This window comes from Pseudomonas sp. ATCC 13867 (genome assembly GCF_000349845.1).
Classification (GTDB): Bacteria; Pseudomonadota; Gammaproteobacteria; order Pseudomonadales; family Pseudomonadaceae; genus Pseudomonas.
Genome location: NC_020829.1, coordinates 4,060,120 through 4,086,958, shown reverse-complemented (window position 1 = coordinate 4,086,958; position 26,839 = coordinate 4,060,120). Strand labels below are relative to the sequence as shown.

Here is a 26,839-nt window from a genome sequence, read left to right as displayed (position 1 = left end):
CTACCCACCAACTGTCCGGGCTGGTCGGCGACGTGGCGCAGCAGGCGCAGCGCTCCGAGCGGGCGATGGACGGCCAGCGCCACGAGACCGACCAGGTCGCCACCGCCATCAACGAAATGACCGCCGCTGCGCAGGAAGTGGCGCGCAGCGCGCAACAGGCGGCCGACGCGGCGCAGCAGACCGACCGCGAGGGGCAGGCGGCCAAGCGCGAAGTGGACCTGTGCGTCTCGCAGATCAACGACCTCGTGGGCGAGGTGCGCAGCAGCAGCGACTCCCTCGACACCCTGCGCCAGGACGTGCAGGGCATCGTCGGCGTGCTCGAGGTGATCCGCTCCATCGCCGAGCAGACCAACCTGCTGGCGCTCAACGCCGCCATCGAAGCGGCCCGCGCCGGTGAGGCCGGGCGAGGCTTCGCCGTGGTCGCCGACGAAGTCCGCGCCCTGGCCAGCCGCACCCAGCAAAGCACCGGGGAAATCCAGCAGATGATCGACCGTCTGCGCGGTACCACGGAAGGCTCGGTAAGCGCCATGCAGCGCGCCAGCGACATGGCCGAACGCACCCGCGGCCAGGCCAACCAGGCCGGCCAGTCGCTGGACGCCATCGCCCAGCTGATCGGCACCATCAACTCGATGAACGCGCAGATCGCCAGCGCCGCCGAGGAGCAGACCGCCGTCGCCGAGGAGATCAACCGCAGCGTGCACCAGATCGCCGGTGGCGTGGAAAGCGTGGCGGATGACGCCGCCAAGGGCGCACGCACCGCGACCGAACTGAACGGACTGGGAGAGCGCTTGCGCCAGCTGGTCGGCCAGTTCCGCATCTGAACCGGCGGGGCGCAATGCCCCGCCAATCCGGGCCGCCAAGCATTCGGCATGGCGGCCCGTGCCGGTCTTTTGCGACAATTCACGAATTGTCGCCACGACAGCTCACTCCAGGGACCGGCTCCGCACCAGCTCGCGCCGCTCCCGCCTGATGCCCGCGAAGCCGATGACCACAGACAGTACGCCGACCCCCGAACAGCTCCTGCAGCGCATGGATCACGCGATGATCCGCGACCGCCACCGCCTGCGCCGGCAGCTCCATGAACTGCGCAAGCACCCCGACGAAGCCAAGCTCGTCCAGTGGGCCGAGCGCTTCCAAGCCTCCTGCGCCAAGGCCGAGGCGCGCCGCGCGAGCATCCCGTCGATCCGTTACGACGACAGCCTGCCGATTGCCGCCAAGCGCGACGAGATCAAGGCCGCGCTGATGAAGAGCCAGGTGGTGGTGATCGCCGGCGAGACCGGTTCGGGCAAGACCACCCAGCTGCCGAAGATCTGCCTGGAGCTGGGCCGTGGCACCCACGGCCTGATCGGCCACACCCAGCCGCGCCGCTTGGCCGCGCGCAGCGTGGCCACCCGCGTCGCCGAGGAGATCGGCACGCCGCTGGGTTCACTGGTCGGCTACCAGGTGCGTTTCGAGGACCAGAGCGACGACAGCACGCTGATCAAGCTGATGACCGACGGCATCCTGCTGGCCGAGACCCAGCATGACCGTTACCTCGAGCGCTACGACACGATCATCGTCGACGAAGCCCACGAACGCAGCCTGAACATCGACTTCCTGCTCGGCTTCCTGAAGACCCTGCTGCACCGCCGGCCGGACCTGAAGCTGATCATCACTTCGGCGACCATCGACCTGGAACGCTTCTCCAAACACTTTGGCGATGCGCCCATCGTCGAGGTCTCGGGGCGCACCTACCCGGTGGAAACCTGGTACCGCCCGCTGGCGGCGGAAGTGGACGAGGATGGCGAAGCGCTGTTCGACGACCTCTCCGTGGACCAGGGCATCCTCCGCGCGCTGGACGAGATCGCCGCCCACGAGCGCGAAATCGGCAAGCGCCCCGGCGACGTGCTGGTGTTCCTCCCTGGTGAGCGCGAAATCCGTGATGCCGCCGACATGCTGCGCAAGGCCAACCTGCGTCACACGGAGGTGCTGCCGCTGTATGCGCGGCTGACGCCGGCCGAACAGCAGAAAATCTTCGCGCCCATGCCGGGGCGCAAGATCGTGCTCGCCACCAACGTCGCGGAAACCTCGCTGACCGTACCGGGCATCCGCTACGTGATCGACAGCGGCACCGCGCGGATCAGCCGCTACAGCTACCGCGCCAAGGTCCAGCGCCTGCCCATCGAGGCCGTCTCGCAAGCCAGCGCCAACCAGCGCAAGGGCCGTTGCGGACGGGTCGAGCCTGGCATCTGCGTGCGTCTGTACAGCGAGGAAGACTTCAACGGCCGTCCGGCCTTCACCGATCCGGAGATCCTGCGCACCAACCTGGCGGCGGTGATCCTGCAGATGCTGCACCTGCGCCTGGGCGACATCGAGGCCTTCCCCTTCATCGAGCCGCCGGACGGCAAGGCGATCAATGACGGTTTCACCCTGCTGCAGGAACTCTCGGCGGTGAACCGCGAGGGCCAGCTGACGCCGCTGGGCCGCCAGCTGGCGCGCCTGCCCATCGACCCGCGGCTGGGCCGCATGCTGCTGGAAGCGGCGCAACTGGGCAGCCTGCCGGAAGTGCTCACCGTGGCCAGCGCACTGTCCGTGCAGGACCCGCGCGAGCGGCCGATGGATCGCCAGCAGGCCGCCGACCAGGCCCACGCTCAGTGGAAGGACCCGGATTCGGACTTCGCCGCACTGATTAACCTCTGGCGCGGCTTCGAGGAGCAGCGCCAGGCGCTGGGTTCCAACCCGCTGCGCAATTGGTGCCGGAAGAACTTCCTGAACTATCTGCGTCTGCGCGAGTGGCGTGATGCGCACCGCCAGCTGACGCTGATCTGCCGTGAATTGCAGCTGCCCTTCGGCTCCAAGGCTTCTGGTAGGAGCGAGCTTGCTCGCGAACAGCCCCACACCGCGAAACCCCAGGACAACAAAGCCGCCGGCAAGGACTCGAAGAGCGTTCGCGAGCAAGCTCGCTCCTACAAAGGTGGCGAGCCGGATGCGAAGCAGCGCGACATCGACTACGCCGCCGTGCACAAGGCAATCCTCTCCGGCCTGCTGAGCCAGATCGGCCAGAAGGCGGAGGAGGGCGACTACCTCGGCGCGCGCCAGCGGCGTTTCTGGATTCACCCTTCCAGCGTGATCGGCCGCAAGAAGCCGCAGTGGATCATGGCCGCCGAGTTGGTGGAGACCACCAAGCTGTTCGCCCGCATGGTCGCCAAGATCGAGCCGGACTGGCTGGAGCCGCTGGCCGGGCACCTGGTGAAGAAGAACTACCTGGAGCCGCACTGGGAAAAACGCCGGGGCCAGGTGGTGGCCTACGAGCAGGTCACGCTCTACGGCCTGATCATCATCGGCCGCCGCCCCGTGCACTACGGCCCCATCGATGCGCCGGTATCCCGCGAGATGTTCATCCGCGAGGCGCTGGTGCGTGGCGAGATCAACAGCCGCGCCAAGTGCCTGTCGGCCAACCGCCAGTTGCTGGAGAAGCTCGACGAGCTGGAAGCCAAGGCGCGCCGGCGCGACATCCTCGCCGACGAGGAAACCCTCTTCGCCTACTACGACGAGCGCCTGCCGGCGGACATCTACCAGTCCGCCAGCTTCGAGAAGTGGTACGAGCGCGAGCACAAGCAGCAGCCGGACCTGCTGATCATGCGCGAGGAGGACGTCCTCGCCCGTGACGCCAGCGAAGTCACTGCCGGCCTCTACCCGGACCGCCTGCGCCTGGGTGACCTGCAACTGCCGCTCACCTATCACTTCGAGCCCGGCCACGTGCGTGATGGCGTGACCGTGCGCGTACCGGCGCCGCTGCTGCCGCAGCTGCCCGCCGAACGCCTGGAGTGGCTGGTGCCAGGCCTGCTGGAGGCCAAGTGCATCGAGCTGGTGCGCAGCCTGCCCAAGGCCATCCGCAAGAACTTCGTGCCGGTGCCGGACTTCGTCCGCGCCGCACTGGGCAAGATGGTCTTCGCCGAAGGCGCGCTGTCCGAATCCCTCGGCCGCGAGCTGCAGCGCATGACTGGCAGCCGCGTGCCCGAAGAGGCCTGGGCGGAGGCCGAAACCCAGGTGGAAAGCCACCTGCGGATGAACATCGAGGTGGTCGACGCCCGTGGCAAGTTCCTCGGCGAAGGCCGTGATCTGGCCGAGCTCACCGCACGCTTCGCCGAAGCCAGCCAGGCTGCGCTGGCGATCCCGCAGGCGGACAAGCCGCAGAAAGCGGTGGAAGCCAAGGGCTTTGGCGAAGTGGCGGAGAGGGTTCAGCAGAAGGTCGCCGGGCTGTCGATGACGGTCTACCCGGCGCTGGTGGAAGAGGCCGGCGTGGTGAAGGAAAACCGCTTCCCGACCCAGGCCGAGGCCGACTACCAGCACCGCCGCGCCCTGCAGCGCCTGCTGCTGCAACAGTTGGCCGAGCCGGCCAAGTTCCTGCGCGGCAAGCTGCCAGGGCAGACCGACATGGGCCTGCTCTACCGCGAGCTGGGCCGGGTCGAGTCGCTGGTGGAGGACATCCTGCTGGCCAGCCTGGACAGCGCCATTCTCGACGGTGAAAGCAGCCTGCCGCGCGATGGCGCCGGGCTCGCCTCACTGGCCGAGAAGAAGCGCGGCGCATGGACCGAGCACGCCGAGCGCATCGCCCGCCTGACCCTGGAAATCCTCAAGCTCTGGCACGGCCTGCAGAAGCGCTTCAAGGGCAAGGTCGACCTGGCCATGACCGTGCCGCTCAACGACGTGAAGGGGCAACTGGCCAAGCTGGTCTACCCCGGCTTCGTCCGTGACACGCCGCTGGAATGGCTGAAGGAATACCCGCGCTACCTGAAGGCGGTCGAGCAGCGCCTGGACAAGGTCGCCGGCCAGGTCCAGCGCGACCGTGTCTGGAGCGGCGAGATGGCCGGCTACTGGGAACAGTATGCGGCGCGCCTGGCCAAGCACGCCCAGGAAGGCAAGCGCGACCCGGAACTGGTGATGTACCGCTGGATGCTGGAGGAATACCGCGTCTCGCTGTTCGCCCAGCAACTGGGGACGAAGGTGCCGGTGTCGGACAAGCGCCTGTCGAAGCAGTGGAGCCAGGTCGAGGCCTGAGGTTCAGACTCTTCGTAGGAGCGAGCTTGCTCGCGAACCCGCCCAGCGTCTGAGCTGCCGGAGAATTCGTTCGCGAGCAAGCTCGCTCCTACAGGTCTATGCCGCAGTCAGTCGCGCTTGGGAATATTCAGCCCACGCTGTACCGCCGGCCGCGCGAGGAAGCGCTCCAGCACGCGCTTCACGTTCTGGAAGTTGTCGAAGCCCACCAGTTCGCCCGCCTCATAAAAACCGACCAGGTTGCGAATCCACGGGAAGGTGGCGATGTCGGCGATGGTGTAGTGCTCGCCCATGATCCAGTCGCGGCCTTGCAGGCGCTGGTCGAGCACGCCCAGCAGGCGCTTGGCCTCGTCCACGTAGCGCTGCAGCGGGCGCTTGTCCTCGTAGTCCTTGCCGGCGAACTTGTTGAAGAAGCCGATCTGGCCGAACATCGGGCCGATTCCGCCCATCTGGAACATCAGCCACTGCAGGGTTTCGTAGCGGCCGCTGGCGCCGGGGGCGATGAGCGAGTCGGTCTTGTCGGCGAGGTAGACCAGGATCGCGCCGGACTCGAACAGCGCCAGCGGCTTGCCGTCGGGACCGTTGGGATCGAGGATCGCCGGGATCTTGTTGTTCGGGTTCAGCGAGAGAAATTCCGGGGACATCTGGTCGTTGCGCTCGAAGCTGACCAGGTGCGGCTCGTAGGGCAGGCCAAGCTCTTCCAGCATGATCGATACCTTCACGCCGTTGGGCGTGGGCAGCGAGTACAGCTGCAGGCGGTCAGGGTGTTCGGCGGGCCATTTGCGGGTGATGGGGAACGCGGAAAGGTCTGACATGCATACTCCGGTCAGGTCACTGAAGAAAAGCAGCGAAAGGCCTCAGGATAGCCCTCCACGCGCCGCCGGTCATGACCCGGGCGCAACAAACCGGTATGGTGCGGCACCAGAGTCATGCACAAGGAACCGACCATGAGCCTGCACGGCACCTACGATCCACAGAACATCTTCGCCCAGATCATTCGAGGCGATGCGCCTTGCTACAAGCTGTACGAGGACGACGACGTCCTGGCCTTCCTCGATCTCTTCCCGCAGTCCTACGGCCACACGCTGGTGATCCCCAAGCGCAGCGCCGCGCGCAATATCCTGGAGGTCGATCCCGATGCGCTGGACAAGGTGATGCGCGTGGTGCAGCGCCTGACCGGCGTACTGGTGGAAGAGCTCAACCCCGACGGTGTGCAGGTCGCCCAGTTCAATGGTGCGCCGGCCGGGCAGACGGTATTCCATATCCATATGCACATCGTTCCGCGCTATGCCGGCGAGGGCCTGGGCATCCACGCGGCGAACAAGGCCGACGTGGGTGAGCTGGAGAAGCTGCAGGCGCGCCTCGTTGCGCGTTTGAATGGCTGAAGCGCGCCTGGGCGGTCGGGGTTCGCTCAGCGGGTGACCACCGGCTTGATGTCGAAGCCCGTGCGGTTGTCGCTGTTGATGCGGAAGCGGTTGTCGTTGCCAGGCTCCAGCGACACCAGCAACTCGCGGCGCAACATGGCCTTGCTGCACAGGCCGTCGCCATCCTTGTCGCCGATGATGCCGACCACGTGCTGGCCTGCCGGTACGTGGAAGCTGGCCGATTCGCCCGTGCCGATGCGCGCCGCCACCTCGCGGTCGATGGTGACGGCGACATAGCAGCCGCCGCCCAGGTAACCCGCATCACGCGTTACTTCCAGTTCCACGCTGTCCTTGCCCGGTTGCTGGTAGGCCAGCAGCCGGTCGGCGGGAACGGGATGGATCTCATCGCTCTGGTACGAGGCACAACCGGACAGCACCAGCAACGGCAGGACAGCAAGGATCGAACGCATAGACTTCCTCCACGGATGATGCAGCGAAGGCTAGTCCAGACGGACCGATCCTGCCGCGAATCGACCCGCGTGCCCCGAATGATTCGGTCGGATGGCTACGAAGTGTAGGAAATTGGAGTAGTCTTCTGAGGCGGGAACTGGCAGAACGATTGGATTTCGCCACGACGGCCGACCCGCTGACGGCCGAGCCAAGGAGCCAGGCTGATGCAGCGCAACAGCGATCCCGAACAATTGTACGAGCCCAGCACCGGGCCGACAGGGCTGGAAGAGGCGGATCACCGTCTGCTGATGCGGCTGATCTTTGCCTGCACCGGGGCGACCCTGGGGGTATTCGGCATTCTGCAGAGCCTGGCCGGCAACTACTGGCTGGCCGTCGCCGAGGCCGTCGCCTGCGGCATGCTGCTGTGGGCCGCGCACCGTCTCAAGCGGGTACGCCGCCTGGTGCCCTGGATCATCGCCTACCTGCTGCCAACCTTCTGTTTCATCCTCTATATCATCGTCATGCCCAACGCGTCGGCCACGGCCTTTGTCTGGGTCTACCTGATGCCAGTCATGGCCTACCTGCTGCTGGGCAAGCTGCGCGGCTTCCTGCTGGCCGTGCCGTTCATGCTGCTGGCGACCCTGATGTACCTGTACATGAACCACCTGCGCCTGGATGCGCCAGGCCTGATCGACATCGGCAATGGCATCTTCTGCGGCGTGCTGGTGCTCGCCTTCATGCACGTCTACGAGGGGCGGCGTGCCGACGCCTACAGGCAACTGCGTCGCCTCGCGCTCACCGACACCCTGACCGGAGTGGCCAGTCGCGAGAGCTTCCAGCGTGCGTTGCAGCGCTGTATCCAGGAATCGGCTCGCTACGACGCGCGCCTGGTGCTGGTGGTGCTGGACGTCGACCATTTCAAGCTGATCAACGACCAGTGGGGGCACGACGCCGGTGACAAGGCCCTGCAGCACCTGTGCAAATCCCTGCGCCACCGCTTGCGCGCCACCGACCTGATCGGTCGCCTGGGCGGGGAGGAGTTCGGCATCCTGCTGCCGTACACCGACCGCTACGACGCCCAACCGCTGGTGGAGTCGCTGCGTAAGGAAGTGTCGCGGTTACCGCTGGAGTACTCCGGCCAGCGGATTCCCCTGTCGGCCACCTTCGGCCTGGCCGAATGGCCCTCCGACGGCCTGGACGCCGACGAGCTCTACCGCTGCACCGATCGCCGCCTGTACCGGGGCAAGGCGGAAGGACGGGATCGGCTGGTCTGCAGCGACCCGGTCTGAGCGGCTCAGGTGGCGTCGAGCAGGGCGAGGGTGTCGGCGGCGTTCATCATCCGCGCGGCGGCCAGGGGCGTCAGGCCGCTGGCGTCCTGTGCCACGCGGTTGGCACCGTGCTCCAGCAGGCAGCGGACGATTTCCGGGCGATTGAACATCGCCGCCATCATCAGGGCGGTCTTGCCATCGGCTGAAGCACCCTCGACGTCGGCGCCGTGTGCCAGCAGCAGGCGGACCATCCGCAGATCGCCCTTGAAGGCCGCACCGGCCAGCGGTGTCTGTCCGGCGTTGTTGCGCAGGTCCGGATCGGCGCCGTGGTTCAACAGCACCTGCACCGTATCGTGGTGGCCGTAGTAGCTGGCCAGCATTAGCAGGCTGTCGCCCTTGTGATTGCGCAGATTGGCCGGCAGCCCCTGGCGCAGCAGCTCGGCGAGGCGCTCGGTATCGCCCTGGCGGGCCAGGTCGATCACCTGATTGGCAAATTCCAGTGTCTGTTCGTCCATTTCCGGGCGGGGCATGTCACTCATCCTGTCAGTCTTCCTGGGCAATAAGCCGAAGCATACGGGGCGCCACCGATTCCGGCGCGCCAGCGGTTGCTATGGTGCCCTTGCAGAATTTCAATCGATTGAGCCATGCCAGGGAGTACGAGGCTTTCTTACGGAAAGTGGCGGAATTACCACGCTTTACCGGCGACTTTTTGCCGAAAATTGCAGCATAATCAGCGGCCAGCGGTTGTACCAAGGTGCCATCGAGGACCGCCGGGCGGTGAAAGGTGCCGCTCGCGGGCGGGGGTGGCACACTGCCTTGTTACATCCCCCGGCATCCGCGTGATGCCGCGGAAACCCAGACTATCCAGTGCCGGCCAGCGTGCGGGCACCTTGATGCCTAACCTTGCCGCCCGGTCCGGCGGCCCGATACAGAAGAGGATTGACCGTGCATAAAGTCGTGATCAGCGGAACTGGCCTGTACACCCCGCCGTTCAGCATCTCCAACGATGAACTGGTGGAATCCTTCAACAGCTACGTCCGCAGTCACAACGAGCAACACGCCGACGCCATTGCCAAGGGTGAGATGGAGCCGCTGGCCGAATCCAGCTCGGCCTTCATCGAGAAGGCTTCCGGTATCAAGAGCCGCTTCGTGGTGGACAAGGAAGGTATCCTCGACCCGCAGCGCATGGCGCCGCGCATTCCGGAGCGCTCCAACGAAGACTGGGGCATCCTCTGCGAGATGGCCGTGCACGCGGCGAAGGAAGCCCTGCAGCGCGCCGGCCGTACCGCCGCGGACATCGACGGCGTGATCGTCGCCTGCTCCAACCTGCAGCGCGCCTACCCGGCGGTGGCCATCGAAGTGCAGGCCGCCCTTGGCATCCAGGGTTTCGGCTACGACATGAACGTCGCCTGCTCCTCGGCCACCTTCGGCCTGCAGGCCGCGGTGAACAGCGTGCAGCTCGGCCAGGCCCGCGCCATCCTGCTGGTCAACCCGGAAATCTGCACCGGTCACCTGAACTTCCGCGATCGCGACAGCCACTTCATCTTCGGCGATGCCGCCACCGCGGTAATCGTCGAGCGCGCCGACCAGGCCACCAGCCCGCACCAGTTCGACGTGGTGAGCACCAAGCTGCTGACCCAGTTCTCCAACAACATCCGCAACAACTTCGGCTTCCTCAACCGCGCCGCGGAAGAGGGCATCGGTGCACGCGACAAGCTGTTCGTGCAGGAAGGCCGCAAGGTGTTCAAGGACGTCTGCCCGATGGTGGCCGAGCTGATCGGCGAGCACCTGGTGCAGAACGACATCCCGGTCAGCGACGTGAAGCGCTTCTGGCTGCACCAGGCCAACCTGAACATGAACCTGCTGATCACCCGCAAGCTGATCGGCCGTGACGCCGAAGCCCACGAGGCGCCGGTGATCCTCGACACCTACGCCAACACCAGCTCGGCGGGTTCGGTCATTGCCTTCCACAAGCATCAGGACGATCTGCCCGCCGGCTCCATCGGCGTGCTGAGCTCCTTCGGCGCCGGCTACTCCATCGGCAGTGTGATCCTGCGCAAGCGCTGATCGTGCCCACCGACGACAGCGAGTTGTTGTCGCGCCTGCTGGCCGGTGACCAGCAGGCCTTCCGCACCCTGGTAGCCGCCTATCAGGGTGCGATGCGCGCTGTCGCTATCGCCATCGTCGGTGCTGCCCATGCCGACGAGGTGGTGCAGGACGCCTGGCTCGCCGCCGTGCGCAACCTCGACGGCTTCCAGGGGCGTTCCAGCCTCAAGACCTGGCTGCTGACCATCACCGCCAATACCGCGAAATCCCGCCTGCGCAAGGTTCGTCGCGATGTGTCGCTGGACGACCTGCCCGCGCCCCACGGCAGCATCGACGACAGCCGTTTCGCTGCCGACGGCCATTGGAGCCCGGCGCCGCTGGCCTGGCACGAGGACTCGCCCGAAGCCCTGCTGGCCGGGGAGGAACTGCGTGAATGCCTGGAAAAGACCCTTGCCAGCCTGTCCGAGCTGCAGCGCAGCGTCCTGCTGCTGCGTGAGCGCCAGGGGCTGGACTTGGAGGCGATCTGTAATCTTCTGGACGTTTCGCTCTCCAATGTCAGGGTGCTGCTGCACCGCGCGCGGCTGAAGGTGTTCGCCACGCTGGAGCACTTCGAGGAGACCGGGGAATGCTGACCTGCAAGGAACTGGTGGCACGCTCCAGCGACCTGCTGGATGAGCAACTGGGCTTTCGCGAGAAGCTGGCGCTGCGCCGGCACCTGCTGCTGTGTCGCAACTGTCGGCGTTACCTGCGGCAGATGCGGCTGACCCAGGCTACTTTGCGCGCGCTGCCGGAGAAATCCGGCGCGGACACCGACCTGCTCGCCGCGCATCTCGCCGAGCTGCGACGGGACCATTCGCGGCGCTGACCCTGGGGAAGGCTCTTCGTGGGGGCGAGTTTGCTCGCGAGCCGATGTTTTCGGTGACTCCAGCATCAAGCGGGTTCGCGAGCAAGCTCGCTCCTACAAGAGCGGGATCGCCTGGCGTTCTTCCGTAGGAGCAACTGCCTACTTCTGGGCGATCTGTGCCAGCGCTTCCTCCTCACCCCAACCCTCTCCCTCAGGGAGAGAGGGCAGACCGTGCCGGCTGAGACCGAGATTTCCTCCTGCGCCGAACGGTCCCCTCTCCCCCTGGGAGACGACTGCATGGATGCAGGAGGTAGAGCGACGCAGGATGCCAAAGCCGAGGCTGAGGGCCGCCCCGAGCGCAGATATATCTCGTAGCGGACTCCGTCCGCGATCAGCCCGTCTACCAAGCGATTGGCGGATAAATCCCTAGCGCGGCCCCTGCGCGTGCCACGCATCCAGCCCGCCCGACAGCGCCCAGGCGCGCGGATGTCCCGAGGCCTGCAGGCGTTCGGCGAGCATGGCGGCAGAGAGTTCGTGGGGACAGGCGCAGTAGATCACCACGTCCTGGCCTTCCAGGCTGCCGTGCAACTGGTCCAGCGGCGTGTCGAGGCCGAACGGGATGGAGCCGGGGATCGCTTCGCCATCGAGCTGCGCACGTACGTCGAGGATCAAGGGCGGCTGGCCGGCGTCGAGGCGGGCGCGCAGCTCGCCGACGCTGATGCGCGGGATCCGCGAAGTGCGGCGCAGCAGGCTGAAGCGCTGCCAGAGTTTCCAGGTGATGAACAGGGCGAAGGCGCCGAACAGCAGTGCCGCGCCAAGGCTGGCGTATTGGGTGAGCCAGCCGAGCACATGGTCCACCGCGTCGCTGAAGATGCTGCCGATCATCAGGGCCGAGCCGGCCCACAGCGCGGCGCCGGCGCAATCGTAGCCGAGAAAGCGCGGCGGCGGTGTACGGGTCATCCCGGCCATCGTGGTGGTCAGCGCGCTGGCTCCGGGGAGAAAGCGCGAGATCAGCAGCGCGCGCGGACCGATGCGCAGGTACAAGCTCTGGCTCTGGCGGATGCAGCTGTCCGGCGACAGCGAAATCTTGCACGCGCTGCGCAGCATGAAGCCGCCGTAATGCCGGCCGGCGAAGTACCAGATGAAATCGGCGATCAGGCAGGCGACGACGGCCACCGCCAGCGCTTCGCCCAGTGGTACGCCGCTGCCTTGCAGGGCCAGCGCGCCGGCAACGATCAGGGCCGGGTAGGCCGGAATCGGCAGGCCGAGCTGCTCCAGCAGGACGTTGAGGAACAGCAGGGAGAGGCCGTGCTGCTGGATCAGGGGTTGCAATTCATGCATGGGGACGCCTGAAGGCAAGGTCGTTCAGTGGGAGGTGGAAGCATACCGCCAAAGCGCGATCGGAAAGAGCCCGGGACCCAGTCGGGCGTGGCTCAGGATTCTTATGACTCAAAGAAATCAAAAGTTCCTCTGTAATAAAAGTTTTATCTACGAGCAACTGATCTGAAATAACCCCTCGCCAAGATTCCCAGCAACACAAACGGGGGCCGCCAGACGGCCTGTGCGAGACCTTGGGGGCCGCGCAGCAGCCAGGCACTCGGCGTGTTCAACGCTAAATACCATTAAGGGGAATCTTCGATGATCCGTAAGCACTTCGCCGGTTACGCCGCCACTGCCCTGGCACTGGCCGTTTCCGCCCAGGCTTTCGCAGGCACAGTCACCACCGATGGCGCCGATATCGTTATCAAGACCAAGGGCGGCCTTGAGGTCGGCACCACCGACAAAGAATTCAGCTTCAAGCTGGGTGGCCGTCTGCAAGCGGATTACAGCCGTTTCGATGGTTTCTACACCAAGAATGGCAACGATGCCGACGCCGCGTATTTCCGCCGTGCCTACCTGGAACTGGGCGGCACCATGTACCGCGACTGGAAATACCAGATCAGCTATGACATGGCCCACAACTCGGGTAACTCGGACAACGGTTACTTCGATGAAGCGTCCTTCAGCTATATCGGCTTCTCCCCGGTCACCCTGAAGTTCGGCCGCTTCGACCCGGACTTCGGCCTGGAAAAAGCCACCAGCTCCAAGTGGGTTACCGCCACCGAGCGTAACTCGGCCTACGAACTGGCTGACTGGATCAACACCCACCAGGACGGCATGGGTGCCCAGGTTGGCGGCGTCGTCGCCAACATGGCCTACCTGGATGCCGGCGTGTACGCCAAGGACGCCGACGACACCGACGGCGACAGCGTCAAGCAGTTCAACTTCCGTGGTGTGTTCGCGCCGATGAACACCGACGGCAACGTCCTGCACCTGGGCGTGGACTACGCCTACCGCGATCTGGACGACACCGCCTTCGACTCCCGCATCCGTCCGCGTCTGGGCATGCGCGGCGTTTCCACCAATGGCGGTAACGACGCCGGCGAAAACGGCAACCGCGCGACCTTCGGCGGCGCCACCCTGAGCCCGGCCGGTTCCTACAAGGATGACTCCACCTGGGGTGCTGAATTTGCTTACGCCTTCGGCCCGTTCTCCGCTCAGGCCGAATACCTCAAGCGCAAGCTGAAGGCCGACGCCGATGCCTACCAGGACATCAAGGCTGACGGTTACTACGGCCAGTTGGCCTACACCATCACCGGCGAGTCCCGCGTGTACAAGCTCGATGGCGCCAAGTTCGACACCATCAAGCCAGCTGACAAGCAACTCGGTGCCTGGGAAGTCTTCTACCGCTACGACCACATCAAGGTCGATGACCCGAACGTGACCGTGGCCACCGCTACCCGCGATGTTGGCGACACCAAGGCCAGCACCAACACCATCGGTGTGAACTGGTACGCCAACGAAGCGGTGAAAGTCTCCCTCGACTACGTTCACGTCACCACCGATGGCATTCGCAACGCCAACGGCGACGATGACGGCAACGGCGTCGTGACCCGTCTGCAGTACGTGTTCTAAGAACTACAGCTTTACCGTTTGACTCCTTTGTGTGAACCCCGCTTCGGCGGGGTTTTTTTATGGGAGTCGGAAAGCCTTTCTGTAGGAGCGAAGGGGACGCCATCGTTATTGCTCGCGAACCTGCTGCACGCCGAAGCTGCCTGCGACCTCGTTCGCGAGCAAGCTCGCTCCTACACTTGTGCCTTAGCGGAAACCGGGGCGTGCTGGCTGCCGGCGGAATTCGAACTCGAGCAGCTCATCGAACGGATTGCCCATTTCCAGGCGCGTCCAGCCCAGCTTGACGAGGAAAGCCCGCGCCGTCGGGTTGTCCGGCCTCACGCTGGCCCGCCACAAGGGGCTGCTCTGCAGTTCCGGTTGGCTCATCACCAGCGCCATCACTGCGCGTCCGACGCCTGAGCCGCGCAACTCCGGGCGTACCGCGAGGTCAGTGACGAAGTAGTACGGATGCGCCGGGGTGGGCAGGCAAACCCCTACCACCGCGATCAGCTGGCCGCCGCGCAGAATGCTGTACTGGGCCTTGTCCGCATCCTTCAGTACCTGTTCCAGCCAGTAGCGATCCATCGGACCGAGTTGCGCATCGAGCAGCGGATCGGCGAACCAGCTTTCGTACGGCGGGATGTCCTCTGCCTGGAAAGGACGAATCTGCATGCGGGTGCTCTCCGGTGCAGCCTTGGGAAGTTTCACCCTCGCATCCGCTGGGCGAATGCGTCAATCGACCCTGAGCGCTCGCGTCATTGAGGCCGCGCGCGGCCAGCACCTACCCTGCGGGCACTCAACCCACCGGGAGTCGACCATGCTGCGCAATCACTTCGAGACCGAGCACAACCTGTTCCGCGATGCGTTCCGAGCCTTCCTCGACCGGGAAGTGGTGCCTCACCAGGACGAATGGGAAGAGGCCGGCGTGGTGGACCGCAGCGTCTGGCGCAAGGCGGGGGAGATGGGCTTCCTGCTGCCCTGGGCGGAAGAGGAGTACGGCGGAACCGGTCTGAAGGATTTCCGCTACGAACAGATCATGTGCGAGGAACTGGCCGCCATCAACGAGCCGGGCTTCATGATTCCGCTGCACTCGGCGCTATGCGGTCCCTACATCGCCGAGTACGGCAACGCCGAGCAGAAGGCCCGCTGGATGCCGGGGATCATTCGCGGCGAAAGCATCCTGGCGGTGGCGATGACCGAGCCGTCGGCCGGCTCCGACCTGGCCGGCATGCGCACCACGGCGGTGGACAAGGGCGACCACTTCGTCCTCAACGGTTCCAAGGTGTTCATCTCCAACGGCCTGCTGGCGGACCTAGTGATCGTCGCGGCCAAGACCGATCCGGCGAACAAGCACGCGATGGGGCTGTTCGTGGTCGAGCGCGGCATGGAAGGCTTCGAGCGTGGGCGCAACCTGAAGAAGCTGGGCATGAAGAGCCAGGACACCGCCGAGCTGTTCTTCAACAACGTGAAAGTGCCGAAGGAAAATCTGCTGGGCGACGCCAAGGGCGGCTTCTTCTACCTGATGAACATGCTGGCGCAGGAGCGCCTGACCAACGCCTGTGGCGCGGTAGCCGGTGCCGAGGCGGCGCTGAACGCGACCGTCGACTACGTGAAGGAGCGCAAGGCCTTCGACCGCCCGGTGGCGCACTTCCAGAACACCCGCTTCAAGCTCGCCGAGATGCGTACGCAGATCGACGTCGCGCAGGTCTTCACCGACCGTTGCGTGATGGACCACAACCAGAAGAAGCTCATCCCCGAAGTGGCCGCCGAGGCCAAGCTGTTCACCACCGAGCTGTTGTGCAAGGTGGTCGACGAAGGCGTGCAACTGCACGGCGGCTGGGGTTACATGTGGGAGTATCCGATCTGCAGGATGTACGCGAACGCGCGTATCCAGCGCATCTTCGCCGGTACCTCGGAGATCATGAAAGAGATCATCAGCCGCGGCATGAAGCTCTGAGGCGCGGCGCCCACGCATCGATTGAGCGAAACAGGAGTGCCCATGAACGGCCCGCTCGCCTCCCTGAAAATTCTCGACTTCTCCACCCTGCTGCCGGGGCCGTTCGCCTCGTTGCTGCTGGCTGACATGGGCGCCCAGGTGCTACGCGTGGAGTCGCCCACGCGCATGGACCTGGTGCGCGTACTGCCGCCGCACGTGGACGGCACCTCGGCCAGCCATGCCTATCTCAACCGCAACAAACGCTCCGTCGGCCTGGACCTCAAGCAGCCGCAAGCGGTGGAAGTGGTGAAGCAACTGGTGCAGGAGTACGACATCGTGCTGGAGCAGTTCCGTCCCGGCGTGATGGACAAGCTGGGCGTGGGCTACGAGGCGCTCAAGGCGATCAACCCGAAGCTGATCTACGTGTCGATCACCGGATACGGCCAGACCGGGCCGCTGCGCGACCGCGCTGGGCATGACATCAACTACCTGGCCCTGGCTGGCGTCGCCAGCTACACCGGCCGCCGCGAGAGCGGCCCGCTGCCGCTGGGTGTGCAGCTGGCGGATATCGGCGGCGGCTCGCTGCACGGTGTGATGGGCCTGCTTGCTGCGGTCATCCACCGGCAGCAGACGGGGGAGGGGCAGCAGGTCGATGTGAGCATGACCGACTGCGCCTTCAGTCTGCATGGCATGGCTGGCGCGGGCTATCTCGCGGCGGGCGTGGAGCCGGAGATGGAAGGCCTCGCGCTCAACGGCGGCAGCTTCTACGACTACTACCGTACCCGCGATGGTCGCTGGTTCTCGGTGGGCAGCCTGGAGCCGCAGTTCATGCAACAGTTCTGCGCCGCCATCGGCCGCCCGGAGTTGGCCGCGCGCGGGCTTTCGCCCAAGCCGGAAGAGCAGCAGGCGCTCAAGCGTGAGATCGCCATCGAGTTCGAGAAGCAGGATTTCGAGGAGTGGCGTGAGCGTTTCGCGGCGCTGGATGCGTGCGTCGAGCCGATGCTGTCGCTGGCGGAGGCGGTGGAACACCCGCAGTTGCGCGAGCGCGGAGTGGTCACGCAGGTGCCCAATGGCCAGGGCGGCGCGCAGCGACAGGCGGCCTGTCCGATCCGCTTTTCCGCCGGCCTGCCCGAACCGCGCCATATCGGTGCCGCACTGGGGGCGCACACGGCGGAGGTGATGGCGGAGCTGGGCTATTCGGCCGAACAGGTCGAGGCGTTGAAGGCGGCGAAGGTCATCGCCTGAGCGGTATCACTCGCGGCGGGTTTCGCCGGTGAACACCAGCGTCGCGCGGCAGCGCCGGCAATAGTAGCGGCGACCCTGGGCGACCAGATTGTGGCGCTGGGCGGAAAAGGGAAATTCGTTGCCCTCGCCGCAGTGGCAGCGGTACAGGTAGCGGGTAGCCCGGCGGCGCTTGATCTCGTAGGTGTGGCAGCGGTCCGGCGGCAGGCCGTAGATGCCGCGCATGATCAGCTGCCACTCCTCGCCATGCGGGCGAATGCGCGGGCCGAACATCTGGTGGGCGATCAGGTGGGCCACTTCATGGGCCACGGTCTGCTCAAGGAAGTGTTCGTGGTTTTCCCGGTACAACTGCGGGTTGAAGCGCAGCAGGTTTTCATCGAGGTGGGCGACGCCGGCCTTCTGGCCGCGTAGCCGGAAGCTCACTTCCGGGCGGGGAAAGCGCCGCTGGAAGAAGGCTTCGGCCTGCTGGTAGCAGGCTTCGACGCGAGCGTTAAGCTGTTCAGGCATACAGTGGTTCTCCGACGGGGGCAGATTATGCCGCAGTCGGAGCGCGGGTGGCGGATTTCTCGTGGCCGCTCGTCCGGGGTGCAGGTTCAGGCAAGCCGGGAAGCCTTTCAGGCAAGTGGCCTTCCCTGTAGAGCGGACTCTGTCCGCGAGGCTTCCTTGCCGGCCATACGGCCGGATCGCGGACAGAGTCCGTTCCTACGAAAAGCAGTGGTGCAAAAGAAAACCGGGCCACTGGGACCCGGTTTTTCATTCAAGGATGGGAATCAGGTGTATTCCGGGCCGACACCGCTGCCCCAGAGGATCACCGACAGGGCGATCATCGCCACCAGCACCACCAGCCCCACCGCCAGCACGGAGCTGGAGAACAGGAAACCTTCATCCCTGGGAATGTTCATGAAGGTCGGGATGCCGACGTAGAGCAGGTACACGGTATAGCAGATCGCGGCGGTGCCGATGATCATGCCCAGCCACAGGTGCGGATAGAGCGCCGCCAGACCGCCGATGAACAGTGGGGTGGCGGTGTACGCGGCGAATACGATGCATTGGGTCAGCGACGGCGCCGCATCGTAGGTGCGTGCCATCCAGTGGATGAAGGCGCCCATCACGGCGACGCCGGCGAGCATGGCGATATAGGTCATGATGGTCAGCTGTATCGCACTGGCGGGCGTCAGCTTGACCGGTCCTGCGTTGCCCAAGACCCAGCCGACCTGTGTGGTGCCGATGTAGGCGGAAATGACCGGGATGGCCGCGAGGATCAGAACGTGGGTCAGGTACATGTGGCTGATGGATTCTTCCTCGCCACGGATGTCCTGCCATTCCTGATCGGGATGGGTGAAGAGCCCCCACACATGATGGATCATGTCAGCATTCTCCTCTTCTTATAGAAGGCCGCCCCCCAGCAAGACCCCAGAGACGCGTAGCCAGCGTCATCCGGTGTCCGACCGACCTATGCGGCCTTATGACGCAGTATAGGGAGGGCTGGAGGGGGCGTCGTCCGTGGGGTTAGAGCAAATGGAAGTTTCACGGGCGGCTGTAATAGCGCTCCAGAATTTCCATCGCCTTGTTGATCGACTGCAGGCGCGTGGTGCTGCCGCCCCGGTCGGGATGGTGCTGGCTGACCAACTGGCGGTAGCGCAGCTTGATCAGCGCATAGTCCACCGGGCCGTCTTCCAGCTCGAACAGGGCCAGCGCGGCGGCTTTTTCCTCGTTGCCCTGCATGCGCGTCCAGAAGCTTTCCAGCAGCTTCTCCACGTCGCGCTCGGTGGTTTCCTTCAGGTGTCTTTCGTCGAGGTAGTAGGTGCGCAGGGTGTCTTGCTCGCCGAGCGCCTGCGCGCCGCTCATGTAGGGGGAGAGGCGGATCTGCAGCGGGCCGATCTCCAGGTGCGCGGCACTCTCCGCCCACAGGCGGTCGCGCAGCCGATAGAGCGCGTTGAACACCAGGAAGTGGGTGCGGAACAGTACCAGCTTGTCGGTCAGCGCCAGGTTCGGAACATGCGTGGAATGCCGCGCCTTCAACTGCTGGATGAGCTGAAATTCGGAGAGTCCGTCAGGCGCTTCCTGTAGTAGCTGCAGGAGCTGGTCCGTCAGGTCGAGGGAAGGATCGAGGTCGGGCGTCATGCTGTCAGATTAGCAGTAGCCCGATAGAGGGGCTGGGGTACGCGTCGCTTTGCGCGTAAAATGACCGGCTTTTCGTCTTGCCCTTCGGATTCCAGAACATCATGGCCAGCACCCTTTCGGTCAACCAGAACAAACTGCAGAAACGCCTGCGCCGCCAGGTTGGCGAAGCGGTCACCGACTTCAACATGATCGAGGACGGTGACAAGGTGATGGTCTGCCTGTCCGGCGGCAAGGACAGCTACACCCTGCTGGACATCCTGCTGTACCTGCAGAAGGTGGCGCCGATCCAGTTCGAGATCGTCGCGGTGAACATGGACCAGAAGCAGCCCGGCTTCCCCGAGCATGTGCTGCCGCAATACCTGGAATCCATCGGCGTGCAGTATCACATCATCGAGAAGGACACCTACTCGGTGGTGAAGGAGAAGATCCCGGAGGGCAAGACCACCTGCTCGCTGTGCTCGCGCCTGCGCCGTGGCACCCTCTACACCTACGCCGACGAGATCGGCGCGACCAAGATGGCGCTGGGGCACCACCGCGACGACATCCTGGAAACTTTCTTCCTCAATATGTTCTACGGCGGCACCCTCAAGGCCATGCCGCCCAAGCTGCTGTCCGACGACGGCCGCAACGTGGTGATCCGCCCGCTGGCGTACTGCAACGAGAAGGACATCGAGGCCTACTCGGTGCTCAAGGAATTCCCGATCATCCCGTGCAATCTCTGCGGCTCGCAGGAAAACCTGCAGCGCCAGGTGGTCAAGGAAATGCTGCTGGACTGGGAGCGCAAGTCGCCGGGCCGCACCGAGATCATGTTCCGCGCGCTGCAGAACGTGGTGCCGTCGCAACTGGCCGACCGCGACCTGTTCGACTTCAACAGCCTGCGCATCGACGAGGCGGCGACCCCGCGCTTCCTCGATGTGATGAACCTGTAAGAACGCCCCCGCAAGGACGCCCGATGCGCGATTACCCGTGGCTGTATGAGTATTGCCTGAACCGCTTCGGCTCGGTCGAAGCGCTGGAAGCCCGCCTGCCGCAAGCCTGGTCGCCGGCTGAACTGGCGGCGGTAGGCGATGACCGCTACCTGTCGCTGATCAGCCTGCGTATCTTCCGCGCGGGGCTCAAGCACAGCCTGGTGGACGCCAAGTGGCCGGCCTTCGAGGAGGTCTTCTTCGGTTTCGATCCGGAGAAGGTCGTGCTGATGGGCGGCGAGCGCCTGGAAAACCTGATGCAGGACACCCGGCTGATCCGTCACCTCGGCAAGCTCAAGAGCGTGCCGCGCAACGCCCAGATGGTCCTCGACATCGCCCGTGAGTACGGCAGTTTCGGCAAGCTGCTGGCGGACTGGCCAGTGAGCGATATCGTTGGGCTGTGGAAGCTGCTGGCCAAGCGCGGCAACCAGTTGGGCGGCATGTCGGCGCCGCGCTTCCTGCGCATGGCCGGCAAGGACACCTTCGTGCTCAGCGACGATGTGGTCGCGGCCCTCAAGGCCCAGGACATCGTCGACAAGGCGCCCACCAGCCTGAAGGACCTCGCCCGGGTGCAGGCCGCGTTCAATACCTGGCAGGAACAAAGCGGTCGCCCGCTGTGCCATATCTCGATGATGCTGTCGTACACGGTCAACCATTGACGCGCGGCCTGGCCGCGGAGGAGGGCGCATGGATTCGGCGATCAAACGCACCGGCGCGGCACTGGCCTGCGCCGAACGCATCCTGGTGATCACCGGCGCCGGCGTCTCCGCCGATTCCGGCATGCCCACCTACCGCGGCCTTGGGGGCCTCTACAACGGTCGCACGGAAGAAGGGCTGCCCATCGAGGCGGCGCTTTCCGGGCCGATGCTGCGCGATAATCCGGCGCTGTGCTGGAAATACCTGGCGGAGCTGGGCAAGGCATGCATCAACGCGCGACCCAACGCTGGCCACGAAGCGATCGCCGAGCTGCAGCGGCTCAAGCCGGAGTGCTGGGTGCTGACGCAGAACATCGACGGTTTCCATCGCCGCGCGGGCTCGCCGGTGGAGCGCCTGATCGAGATACACGGCGAACTGGCACCGCTCTATTGCCAGTCCTGCGGCCAGGAAAGCGCCGAGCTGGCCGAGCACCTGCAACGTCCGCTGCCCCCGCGCTGCGAGCGCTGCGCAGGCGTGCTGCGCCCGTCGGTGGTACTGTTCGAGGAGATGCTGCCGGAAGCGGCGATCGACACGCTCTACGCGCAACTGCGCAAGGGATTCGATGTCGTATTGCTGGTGGGAACCACCGCGAGCTTCCCCTACATCATCGAGCCGGTGATGCGGACGCGGGCCGCTGGAGGCTTCACCGCCGAGGTGAATCCGGGGCTGACCGACCTGAGTTCAGTGGTCGAGGAAAGAATGCAGGGTCGAGCCTTAGACATTATGCCGCGCCTGTTGAGTCACATTCCGCGATAAAAAACTTGCATTGGTCTCATTGAGCGGGCAAATTAGCCCGCTAACTAATGGAACTAATGAGACACGGTCGTGCCCATGCTTAAACGCTTCGCACCCCTCGTGCCCATGAGTTTCGTTCTGCTGCTGGCAGCTTGTGCCAGCCATTCGCCGGAATCGCAGCAAAGCCAGGTCGCCGCATCGTCGACCAGCCGCGCCGCTTTTCTCCAGATTGACCAGAATAAGGTCACGCAGGCGGATGAGTCGCAGGACGAGGGGGCCAAAAACTATAACGGCAGTTCGACCACGCACGTATCCGATATCCTGGATCGCGCGTTCTCGCTGATCGGTACACCGTACCGCTTCGGTGGGAAATCGGAACGGACTGGTTTCGATTGCAGCGGCTTCGTGGGCTATCTGTTCCGCGAAGAAGCAGGCATCAACCTGCCGCGCTCCACGCGCGAGTTGATCAATATGGACGTCCCGCTGGTCTCCAAGGAAGACCTGCAACCGGGCGACCTGATCTTCTTCAATAATCGTGGTCGCGGTCGGGTGAGCCATGCCGGCATCTATATCGGTGACGGCCAGTTCATCCACTCCGCCAGCCGCCGTAGCGGTGGGGTGCGGGTGGACAGCCTGGACGAGAGCTACTGGCGTCTGAGCTACATGGAAGCCAAGCGCGTACTCGAACCGGGTTACGAACCCAAGACGGTGAGTCGCTAAACTTAAAGTTTTACTTTAAGTATTGCGTTCAACTCACTGTCGGTGCAAAGTGATGGCATTCCTTCGCAGGGATGCCATCACATGCTTTCGCCACAGCGCATCATCCTTCTCGCGTTTCTCGCTTCCCTGGCCGCCTGTGCCATTCGCACTCCGCCATCGCCGCCGCCCGTGGTGAATGCGCCTTCGCTCCCTGCCTACAATTCGCAAGCCGCCGATGACATTCTGATCCGCGCCATTGGCCTGGTCGGTACCCCTTATCGCTGGGGCGGCAACACGCCCGATGGCGGCTTCGATTGCAGCGGCCTGATCGGTTATGTCTACCGCGATGCCACCGGCCTGCAACTGCCGCGTTCGACACGCGAGATGATCACCCTGCGCGCGCCCACCATCGGCCGCGAATCCCTGCAGAGCGGCGATCTGGTGTTCTTCGCCACCAGCGGTGGACGTGGCGTGAGCCATGCGGGTATCTATGTCGGGGAAGGGCGCTTCGTCCATGCGCCCAGAACGGGTGGAACCGTACGCCTGGACAGCCTCGACAGCGCCTATTGGCAGAAAGCCTTCCTGGAAGCCAAGCGCGTCCTCGCCGTGCAGAGTATCGCCCTCCATCCCTGATCGTTTGCGGGAGGGGCCATGACGACACGCACACTGAACCTGGACGATACCCTCTACCAGTACCTTCTCGACGTGTCCCTGCGGGACTCCGCGATCAAGGCTCGCCTGCGCGCCGAGACCGCGGCGATGCCGACGGCGCGCTGGCAGGTTGCGCCTGAACAGGGGCAGTTCCTTGCGCTGCTGGTGAAACTGATCGGCGCCCGGCGCATCCTCGAAGTGGGCACTTTTACCGGCTACAGCGCACTGTGCATGGCCGAGGCGCTTCCCGCCGACGGGCATCTGCTGTGCTGCGATCTGCCCGGTGACTACAACGAGATCGCCCGTACCCACTGGCGGGAGGCGGGTGTCGATTCCCGTATCGAACTGCGCCTGGGGCCGGCGTTGTCCACGCTGGAGAGCCTGATGGCCGGGGGCGAGAATGGTTGCTTCGATCTGGTCTTCATCGATGCCGACAAGGCGCGCTATCCCGCCTATTTCGAGTACGCCCTGAGTCTGTTGCGCAGTGGCGGGCTGGTGGTCTTCGACAATGTGCTGTGGAGCGGCCGGGTGCTGGAGGTCGAGCCTCAGAGCGAAGATACGCGCGCCATCCAGCGGCTCAACCGGGCGTTGAAGGACGATGCCAGGGTCGATTACTCGCTGGTGCCGATCGGCGATGGCATGAGTCTTTGCCGCAAGCGGTGACATTGCCGATCAGAACGCAGCTCCGTATCGAATCGATAGTCCTGCCGGGAGAGATCCTCCTTCGGCCCACCCGACACAAGAAGGCACGCCAGATGGCGTGCCTTTTTCGTTTCTGGTGCGTGCCGTCAGGCAACGTCGACCAGGATGACTTCGCTGTCTTCCAGCGCCGTCACCTTCACCACGGCTTCGTTGGCGATAGCCGCGCCGTCGCGAGCCTCCAGCGCCACGCCATTCACTTCCACCTTGCCGGTCGCCGGCACCAGGTAGCCGCGGCGCTCGCTGCCCAGTTCGTACTCGGCACTCTGGCCGGCCTTGATGGTCGCCGCGACCAGACGGCCATCGGCGCGGATGCGCAGGGCATCGACGTCGCTCTCATAACCGCTGGCCAGGGTGACGAAGCGTCCGGCGCGGTCGCCCTTCGGGAAGGGCTTGGCGCCCCAGGACGGCGTGCCGCCGCGTACCGAGGGGATGATCCAGATCTGGAAGATCCTGGTCAGGTCCTTCTCGAGGTTGTACTCGGAGTGCACGATGCCGGTCCCGGCGCTCATGACCTGCACGTCGCCGGCTTCGGTGCGGCCCTTGTTGCCCAGGCTGTCCTGGTGGGTGATCGCGCCCTGGCGGACGTAGGTGATGATTTCCATCTCGCGGTGCGGGTGCGGCGGGAAGCCGGTGCCGGCGGCGATTTCGTCATCGTTCCAGACGCGGAGGTTGCCCCAGTCCATGCGCTCGGTGTCGTAGTACTCGGCGAAGGAGAAGTGGTGCTTGGCGTTGAGCCAGCCGTGGTTGGCGCCGCCGAGTTGCTGGAAGGGTCTGCGTTCGATCATGGCGAAGTCCTCATGGGCACGGCCGGCGGAATCACCGGCCCGTGCGGTTCATGGGAGCTATGTTCCATCGCATTTGATAGATATAAAAGCGCAAATATCCGAGCTAATAGATCGAATTTTACGATTGTTTGCGGGATTCAGGAGCCGTCTCGGGTAAGGAATTTGCTAAGGAACTGCCGCGTGCGTTCCTCCCTCGGATTGGAGAACAGTGTCTTGGCATCGCCCTGCTCGACGATTACGCCCTTGTCGATGAAAATCGCCCGGTTGGCCACGTCGCGGGCGAAACTCATCTCGTGGGTGACGATGACCATCGTGCGTTTTTCCTGCGCCAGGCCGCGAATGGTCGCCAGCACCTCTCCGACCAGTTCAGGATCGAGCGCCGACGTCGGTTCGTCGAACAGGATCACGTCCGGCTGCATCGCCAGGGCGCGGGCGATGGCAACGCGCTGCTGCTGGCCGCCGGAAAGTCGCTTGGGATAGGCGTCTTCCTTGCCGGCCAGGCCGACCTTGGCGAGCAGGGCGCGGGCGCGTTGCTCGGCCTGGGCGCGGGGCTCCTTCTTGACGATCACCGGGCCTTCGATCACGTTCTCCAGCGCCGTGCGGTGCGGGAACAGGTTGAAGTTCTGGAACACGAAGCCCACGTGCTGGCGCAGCTTGCGGATCAGGCCCTGCTGCCCGCTGAGCGGACGCGAGGCGTCGATGCGGATCTCGCCGACCTGGATGGTGCCGCCGTTGGGGGTTTCCAGCAGGTTGAGGCAGCGCAGCAGGGTGGTCTTGCCGGAGCCGCTGGGGCCGATGATCGCAACCACTTCGCCGGGCTCGACGGTCAGGTCGATGCCCTTGAGCACCTCCTGGCCGCGGAACTGCTTGGTCAGCTGGCGTACTTCGATCATGCGTCGTGCTCCTGGTCATGACGGTTGACCCGGTCTTCCAGGCGGTTCTGCAGGTGCGACAGGATGCTCGCGAGGATCCAGTAGATCAGCGCGGCAGCGAGGTACATGGTGAACACCTCGAAGGTGCGCGCGGTAATCAGTTGGGCCTGGCGGAACAATTCCGGCACCTGGATGGTGGCGGCCAGGGCGGTGTCCTTGACCAGCGAGATGAAGCTGTTGCCCAGCGGCGGCAGGGCAGTGCGCGCGGCCTGCGGCAGGATCACCCGGCGCAGGGTCTCGGCGCGGGTCATGCCGATACTGGCGGCGGCTTCCCACTGGCCCTTGTCGATCGAGCCGATGGCGGCGCGGAGGATTTCGCAGACGTAGGCGGCCATGTTCAGCGAGAAGCCGATCAGCGCCGCCGGCAGCGGGTCGAGTTCGATGCCGGCCTGGGGCAGGCCGTAATAGATCATGAAGAGCTGGACCAGCAACGGCGTGCCACGGAAGAACGACACGTAGATGCGGGCGAGCCAGCTCAAGGCGGTGAAACCGTACAGGCGCATGAGTGCCAGCACGAAACCCAGCAGCAGTCCGAAGAACATGCCGCCTACGCTGAGGACTACCGTGAAGACCGCGCCCTTGAGCAGGAAGGGCGCGGAATCCAGCGCAAGCTGCAGGCTTTCTTCGATCATTGGGTGACGTCAGCCTGGAACCACTTCTCCGACAATTTTTTCAGCGTGCCGTCGGCCCGGAATTTCTCGATGGCCTTGTTCAGCGCCGCGAGCAATTCGGGGTTGCCCTTGCGCAGGGCGATGCCTGCTTCCTGGCGGGCGAAGGGGGCGCCGGTCAGCGCCATGGCGCCCTTGGTCTTGTTGACCATGTCGAAGGCCGCCAGGCGGTCCACCAGGATCACGTCGATGCGCCCGCTGCGCAGGTCCTGGAACTTGGTCGGGTCGTCTTCGTAGGTACGCACGTCAGCCTGCGGCACGTGTTCGCGCAGCCACTGTTCGTAGTTGGTGCCCAGGCCTACGCCGACTTTCACCCCGGCGAGTTTTTCGGGGGCGTCGTATTTGCCTTCGTCACCCTTGCGCACCAGCGCCTGGATGCCGGAAACGGTGTAGGCGTCGGAGAAGTCGTACTTCTTCTTGCGCTCCTCGGAGATGGTCACCTGGTTGATTACCAGGTCCAGGCGCTTGGATTCCAGCGCGGCGAGGATGCCGTCCCACTTGGTCGGCTGCAGCTTGGCGGTGACGCCCAGTTCCTTGGCGATCAGGTGGGAGAAGTCCACTTCGAAGCCGGCGAGTTTGCCGTTCTCGTCCTGGAAGCTGAAGGGCGGGTAGGTGCCCTCGAGACCGACGCGGACTTCGTCCTTGGACTTGATCTGGGCAAGCAGGTCGTCGGCGGCCTGGGCCTGGCCGAACAGGCTGGCGCCGAGGGTGAGGGTCAGGCCGGCAAGCAGGAAATGACGTCGCAGTGCGGAGAAGGTCATGGT

At 64.8% G+C, this 26,839-nt stretch carries 28 protein-coding genes; 16 read left to right on the top strand and 12 right to left on the bottom strand.

The genetic code is table 11. The annotated features are described in order from the left end of the window. Window positions 1–65: 65 nt before the first annotated feature. Together H681_RS27265 and hrpA are read left to right on the top strand one after the other, a co-directional pair. Complete coding sequence (locus tag H681_RS27265) at window positions 66–821, top strand: methyl-accepting chemotaxis protein (RefSeq protein WP_371318953.1); 756 nt, start codon at window positions 66–68, stop codon at window positions 819–821. 163 nt (window positions 822–984) lie between these two features. Then, the gene (hrpA, locus tag H681_RS18270; RefSeq protein ID WP_015478359.1) at window positions 985–5,040 is read left to right on the top strand and encodes an ATP-dependent RNA helicase HrpA; all 4,056 of its coding nucleotides are present in this window, start codon (window positions 985–987) and stop codon (window positions 5,038–5,040) included. A gap of 107 nt (window positions 5,041–5,147) precedes the next feature. On the opposite strand, the gene H681_RS18265 is transcribed toward hrpA, so the two are convergent. Further along, window positions 5,148–5,852 carry a glutathione binding-like protein gene (locus H681_RS18265; RefSeq protein WP_015478358.1) on the bottom strand — a complete coding sequence of 235 codons (705 nt, stop codon included), beginning with the start codon at window positions 5,850–5,852 and terminating at the stop codon, window positions 5,148–5,150. A gap of 132 nt (window positions 5,853–5,984) precedes the next feature. On the opposite strand from H681_RS18265, the gene H681_RS18260 reads away from it, so the two are divergent. Next, window positions 5,985–6,422, top strand: coding sequence for an HIT family protein (locus H681_RS18260; protein WP_015478357.1), 438 nt, complete (start codon window positions 5,985–5,987; stop codon window positions 6,420–6,422). A 26-nt stretch (window positions 6,423–6,448) separates the two neighbouring features. On the opposite strand, the gene H681_RS18255 is transcribed toward H681_RS18260, so the two are convergent. Beyond that, window positions 6,449–6,871: a hypothetical protein gene (locus H681_RS18255; protein ID WP_015478356.1), complete on the bottom strand. Its 423-nt coding sequence runs from the start codon at window positions 6,869–6,871 to the stop codon at window positions 6,449–6,451. A 204-nt stretch (window positions 6,872–7,075) separates the two neighbouring features. Here H681_RS18255 and H681_RS18250 point away from each other — a divergent pair, with 204 nt between their 5' ends. After that, on the top strand, window positions 7,076–8,140 hold the full coding sequence (locus H681_RS18250; RefSeq protein WP_015478355.1) for a GGDEF domain-containing protein: 1,065 nt from the start codon (window positions 7,076–7,078) through the stop codon (window positions 8,138–8,140). A 5-nt stretch (window positions 8,141–8,145) separates the two neighbouring features. On the opposite strand, the gene H681_RS18245 is transcribed toward H681_RS18250, so the two are convergent. Then, complete coding sequence (locus H681_RS18245; RefSeq protein ID WP_041712137.1) at window positions 8,146–8,658, bottom strand: ankyrin repeat domain-containing protein; 513 nt, start codon at window positions 8,656–8,658, stop codon at window positions 8,146–8,148. A gap of 406 nt (window positions 8,659–9,064) precedes the next feature. On the opposite strand from H681_RS18245, the gene H681_RS18240 reads away from it, so the two are divergent. Genes H681_RS18240 through H681_RS18230 form a run of 3 tightly spaced genes read left to right on the top strand, consistent with a single transcriptional unit; the run spans window position 9,065 to window position 11,030 of the window. Next, window positions 9,065–10,186, top strand: coding sequence for a beta-ketoacyl-ACP synthase III (locus H681_RS18240; protein WP_015478353.1), 1,122 nt, complete (start codon window positions 9,065–9,067; stop codon window positions 10,184–10,186). Next, a complete protein-coding gene (locus tag H681_RS18235; RefSeq protein ID WP_086009570.1) occupies window positions 10,183–10,797 on the top strand; it encodes an RNA polymerase sigma factor in 615 nt (204 codons plus the stop codon). The genes H681_RS18240 and H681_RS18235 overlap by 4 nt, the downstream gene beginning before the upstream one ends. Next, window positions 10,791–11,030, top strand: a complete 240-nt coding sequence (locus tag H681_RS18230) for a zf-HC2 domain-containing protein (RefSeq protein ID WP_015478351.1) — start codon at window positions 10,791–10,793, stop codon at window positions 11,028–11,030. The genes H681_RS18235 and H681_RS18230 overlap by 7 nt, the downstream gene beginning before the upstream one ends. Window positions 11,031–11,435: 405 nt before the next feature. On the opposite strand, the gene H681_RS18225 is transcribed toward H681_RS18230, so the two are convergent. After that, window positions 11,436–12,350 (bottom strand): VTT domain-containing protein, encoded by a 915-nt coding sequence (locus tag H681_RS18225; protein ID WP_015478350.1) that lies wholly within the window; start codon window positions 12,348–12,350, stop codon window positions 11,436–11,438. 297 nt (window positions 12,351–12,647) lie between these two features. Between H681_RS18225 and H681_RS18220 the strand changes: the two genes are divergently transcribed. Beyond that, window positions 12,648–13,964 (top strand): OprO/OprP family phosphate-selective porin, encoded by a 1,317-nt coding sequence (locus tag H681_RS18220; RefSeq protein ID WP_015478349.1) that lies wholly within the window; start codon window positions 12,648–12,650, stop codon window positions 13,962–13,964. A 183-nt stretch (window positions 13,965–14,147) separates the two neighbouring features. Here the strand turns inward: H681_RS18220 and H681_RS18215 are convergent, their stop codons facing one another. After that, a complete protein-coding gene (locus H681_RS18215; protein ID WP_015478348.1) occupies window positions 14,148–14,612 on the bottom strand; it encodes a GNAT family N-acetyltransferase in 465 nt (154 codons plus the stop codon). Between the two features lie 145 nt (window positions 14,613–14,757). Between H681_RS18215 and H681_RS18210 the strand changes: the two genes are divergently transcribed. Together H681_RS18210 and H681_RS18205 are read left to right on the top strand one after the other, a co-directional pair. After that, a complete protein-coding gene (locus H681_RS18210) occupies window positions 14,758–15,897 on the top strand; it encodes an acyl-CoA dehydrogenase family protein (protein ID WP_015478347.1) in 1,140 nt (379 codons plus the stop codon). Window positions 15,898–15,939: 42 nt separating this feature from the next. Beyond that, entirely contained in the window at window positions 15,940–17,121 is a 1,182-nt protein-coding gene (locus tag H681_RS18205; RefSeq protein ID WP_015478346.1) for a CaiB/BaiF CoA transferase family protein, read from the top strand. Between the two features lie 6 nt (window positions 17,122–17,127). On the opposite strand, the gene H681_RS18200 is transcribed toward H681_RS18205, so the two are convergent. The 3 genes from H681_RS18200 to H681_RS18190 all read right to left on the bottom strand — a co-directional run bounded on the left by H681_RS18200 (window position 17,128) and on the right by H681_RS18190 (window position 19,242). Then, window positions 17,128–17,625 carry a SprT family zinc-dependent metalloprotease gene (locus tag H681_RS18200; RefSeq protein ID WP_015478345.1) on the bottom strand — a complete coding sequence of 166 codons (498 nt, stop codon included), beginning with the start codon at window positions 17,623–17,625 and terminating at the stop codon, window positions 17,128–17,130. Between the two features lie 263 nt (window positions 17,626–17,888). Then, window positions 17,889–18,485, bottom strand: coding sequence for a Yip1 family protein (locus H681_RS18195; protein WP_015478344.1), 597 nt, complete (start codon window positions 18,483–18,485; stop codon window positions 17,889–17,891). A gap of 160 nt (window positions 18,486–18,645) precedes the next feature. Next, window positions 18,646–19,242: a DNA-J related domain-containing protein gene (locus H681_RS18190; RefSeq protein ID WP_015478343.1), complete on the bottom strand. Its 597-nt coding sequence runs from the start codon at window positions 19,240–19,242 to the stop codon at window positions 18,646–18,648. 101 nt (window positions 19,243–19,343) lie between these two features. Here H681_RS18190 and ttcA point away from each other — a divergent pair, with 101 nt between their 5' ends. The 6 genes from ttcA to H681_RS18160 all read left to right on the top strand — a co-directional run bounded on the left by ttcA (window position 19,344) and on the right by H681_RS18160 (window position 23,651). After that, window positions 19,344–20,171: a tRNA 2-thiocytidine(32) synthetase TtcA gene (ttcA, locus tag H681_RS18185; protein WP_015478342.1), complete on the top strand. Its 828-nt coding sequence runs from the start codon at window positions 19,344–19,346 to the stop codon at window positions 20,169–20,171. Window positions 20,172–20,194: 23 nt separating this feature from the next. Further along, entirely contained in the window at window positions 20,195–20,866 is a 672-nt protein-coding gene (locus H681_RS18180; protein ID WP_015478341.1) for a DNA-3-methyladenine glycosylase I, read from the top strand. A gap of 28 nt (window positions 20,867–20,894) precedes the next feature. Continuing rightward, the gene (locus H681_RS18175; protein ID WP_015478340.1) at window positions 20,895–21,659 is read left to right on the top strand and encodes an NAD-dependent deacylase; all 765 of its coding nucleotides are present in this window, start codon (window positions 20,895–20,897) and stop codon (window positions 21,657–21,659) included. Between the two features lie 75 nt (window positions 21,660–21,734). Continuing rightward, window positions 21,735–22,358, top strand: a complete 624-nt coding sequence (locus H681_RS18170; protein ID WP_015478339.1) for a C40 family peptidase — start codon at window positions 21,735–21,737, stop codon at window positions 22,356–22,358. Window positions 22,359–22,439: 81 nt separating this feature from the next. After that, a complete protein-coding gene (locus H681_RS18165) occupies window positions 22,440–22,970 on the top strand; it encodes a C40 family peptidase (protein WP_015478338.1) in 531 nt (176 codons plus the stop codon). Between the two features lie 18 nt (window positions 22,971–22,988). Next, window positions 22,989–23,651 (top strand): O-methyltransferase, encoded by a 663-nt coding sequence (locus tag H681_RS18160; protein WP_015478337.1) that lies wholly within the window; start codon window positions 22,989–22,991, stop codon window positions 23,649–23,651. 125 nt (window positions 23,652–23,776) lie between these two features. Here H681_RS18160 and H681_RS18155 read toward each other — a convergent pair whose 3' ends face one another. From H681_RS18155 to tcyJ, 4 genes are all read right to left on the bottom strand, one after another. Further along, window positions 23,777–24,475 (bottom strand): pirin family protein, encoded by a 699-nt coding sequence (locus H681_RS18155; protein WP_015478336.1) that lies wholly within the window; start codon window positions 24,473–24,475, stop codon window positions 23,777–23,779. Window positions 24,476–24,612: 137 nt separating this feature from the next. Next, window positions 24,613–25,368, bottom strand: coding sequence for an L-cystine ABC transporter ATP-binding protein TcyN (tcyN, locus tag H681_RS18150; protein WP_015478335.1), 756 nt, complete (start codon window positions 25,366–25,368; stop codon window positions 24,613–24,615). Beyond that, window positions 25,365–26,036, bottom strand: coding sequence for a cystine ABC transporter permease (gene tcyL / locus H681_RS18145; RefSeq protein ID WP_041712684.1), 672 nt, complete (start codon window positions 26,034–26,036; stop codon window positions 25,365–25,367). The genes tcyN and tcyL overlap by 4 nt, the downstream gene beginning before the upstream one ends. Further along, window positions 26,036–26,836 carry a cystine ABC transporter substrate-binding protein gene (gene tcyJ, locus H681_RS18140; protein WP_015478333.1) on the bottom strand — a complete coding sequence of 267 codons (801 nt, stop codon included), beginning with the start codon at window positions 26,834–26,836 and terminating at the stop codon, window positions 26,036–26,038. Before tcyJ ends, tcyL begins: the two co-directional genes overlap by 1 nt. Between the last annotated feature and the right edge of the window lie 3 nt (window positions 26,837–26,839).

Coding starts and splice junctions, on each gene's coding strand:
- ttcA (WP_015478342.1), top strand. CDS start 19,344: ATGGCCAGCACCCTTTCGGTCAACCAGAACAAACTGCAGAAACGCCTG.
- H681_RS18155 (WP_015478336.1), bottom strand. CDS start 24,475: ATGATCGAACGCAGACCCTTCCAGCAACTCGGCGGCGCCAACCACGGC.
- H681_RS18245 (WP_041712137.1), bottom strand. CDS start 8,658: ATGAGTGACATGCCCCGCCCGGAAATGGACGAACAGACACTGGAATTT.
- H681_RS18210 (WP_015478347.1), top strand. CDS start 14,758: ATGCTGCGCAATCACTTCGAGACCGAGCACAACCTGTTCCGCGATGCG.
- H681_RS18170 (WP_015478339.1), top strand. CDS start 21,735: ATGCTTAAACGCTTCGCACCCCTCGTGCCCATGAGTTTCGTTCTGCTG.
- H681_RS18190 (WP_015478343.1), bottom strand. CDS start 19,242: ATGACGCCCGACCTCGATCCTTCCCTCGACCTGACGGACCAGCTCCTG.
- H681_RS27265 (WP_371318953.1), top strand. CDS start 66: ATGGACGGCCAGCGCCACGAGACCGACCAGGTCGCCACCGCCATCAAC.
- H681_RS18195 (WP_015478344.1), bottom strand. CDS start 18,485: ATGATCCATCATGTGTGGGGGCTCTTCACCCATCCCGATCAGGAATGG.
- H681_RS18215 (WP_015478348.1), bottom strand. CDS start 14,612: ATGCAGATTCGTCCTTTCCAGGCAGAGGACATCCCGCCGTACGAAAGC.
- H681_RS18175 (WP_015478340.1), top strand. CDS start 20,895: ATGGATTCGGCGATCAAACGCACCGGCGCGGCACTGGCCTGCGCCGAA.
- H681_RS18160 (WP_015478337.1), top strand. CDS start 22,989: ATGACGACACGCACACTGAACCTGGACGATACCCTCTACCAGTACCTT.
- H681_RS18200 (WP_015478345.1), bottom strand. CDS start 17,625: ATGCCTGAACAGCTTAACGCTCGCGTCGAAGCCTGCTACCAGCAGGCC.
- H681_RS18250 (WP_015478355.1), top strand. CDS start 7,076: ATGCAGCGCAACAGCGATCCCGAACAATTGTACGAGCCCAGCACCGGG.
- H681_RS18230 (WP_015478351.1), top strand. CDS start 10,791: ATGCTGACCTGCAAGGAACTGGTGGCACGCTCCAGCGACCTGCTGGAT.
- H681_RS18255 (WP_015478356.1), bottom strand. CDS start 6,871: ATGCGTTCGATCCTTGCTGTCCTGCCGTTGCTGGTGCTGTCCGGTTGT.
- H681_RS18220 (WP_015478349.1), top strand. CDS start 12,648: ATGATCCGTAAGCACTTCGCCGGTTACGCCGCCACTGCCCTGGCACTG.
- H681_RS18225 (WP_015478350.1), bottom strand. CDS start 12,350: ATGCATGAATTGCAACCCCTGATCCAGCAGCACGGCCTCTCCCTGCTG.
- hrpA (WP_015478359.1), top strand. CDS start 985: ATGACCACAGACAGTACGCCGACCCCCGAACAGCTCCTGCAGCGCATG.
- tcyN (WP_015478335.1), bottom strand. CDS start 25,368: ATGATCGAAGTACGCCAGCTGACCAAGCAGTTCCGCGGCCAGGAGGTG.
- H681_RS18265 (WP_015478358.1), bottom strand. CDS start 5,852: ATGTCAGACCTTTCCGCGTTCCCCATCACCCGCAAATGGCCCGCCGAA.
- H681_RS18165 (WP_015478338.1), top strand. CDS start 22,440: ATGCTTTCGCCACAGCGCATCATCCTTCTCGCGTTTCTCGCTTCCCTG.
- H681_RS18260 (WP_015478357.1), top strand. CDS start 5,985: ATGAGCCTGCACGGCACCTACGATCCACAGAACATCTTCGCCCAGATC.
- tcyJ (WP_015478333.1), bottom strand. CDS start 26,836: ATGACCTTCTCCGCACTGCGACGTCATTTCCTGCTTGCCGGCCTGACC.
- H681_RS18205 (WP_015478346.1), top strand. CDS start 15,940: ATGAACGGCCCGCTCGCCTCCCTGAAAATTCTCGACTTCTCCACCCTG.
- H681_RS18180 (WP_015478341.1), top strand. CDS start 20,195: ATGCGCGATTACCCGTGGCTGTATGAGTATTGCCTGAACCGCTTCGGC.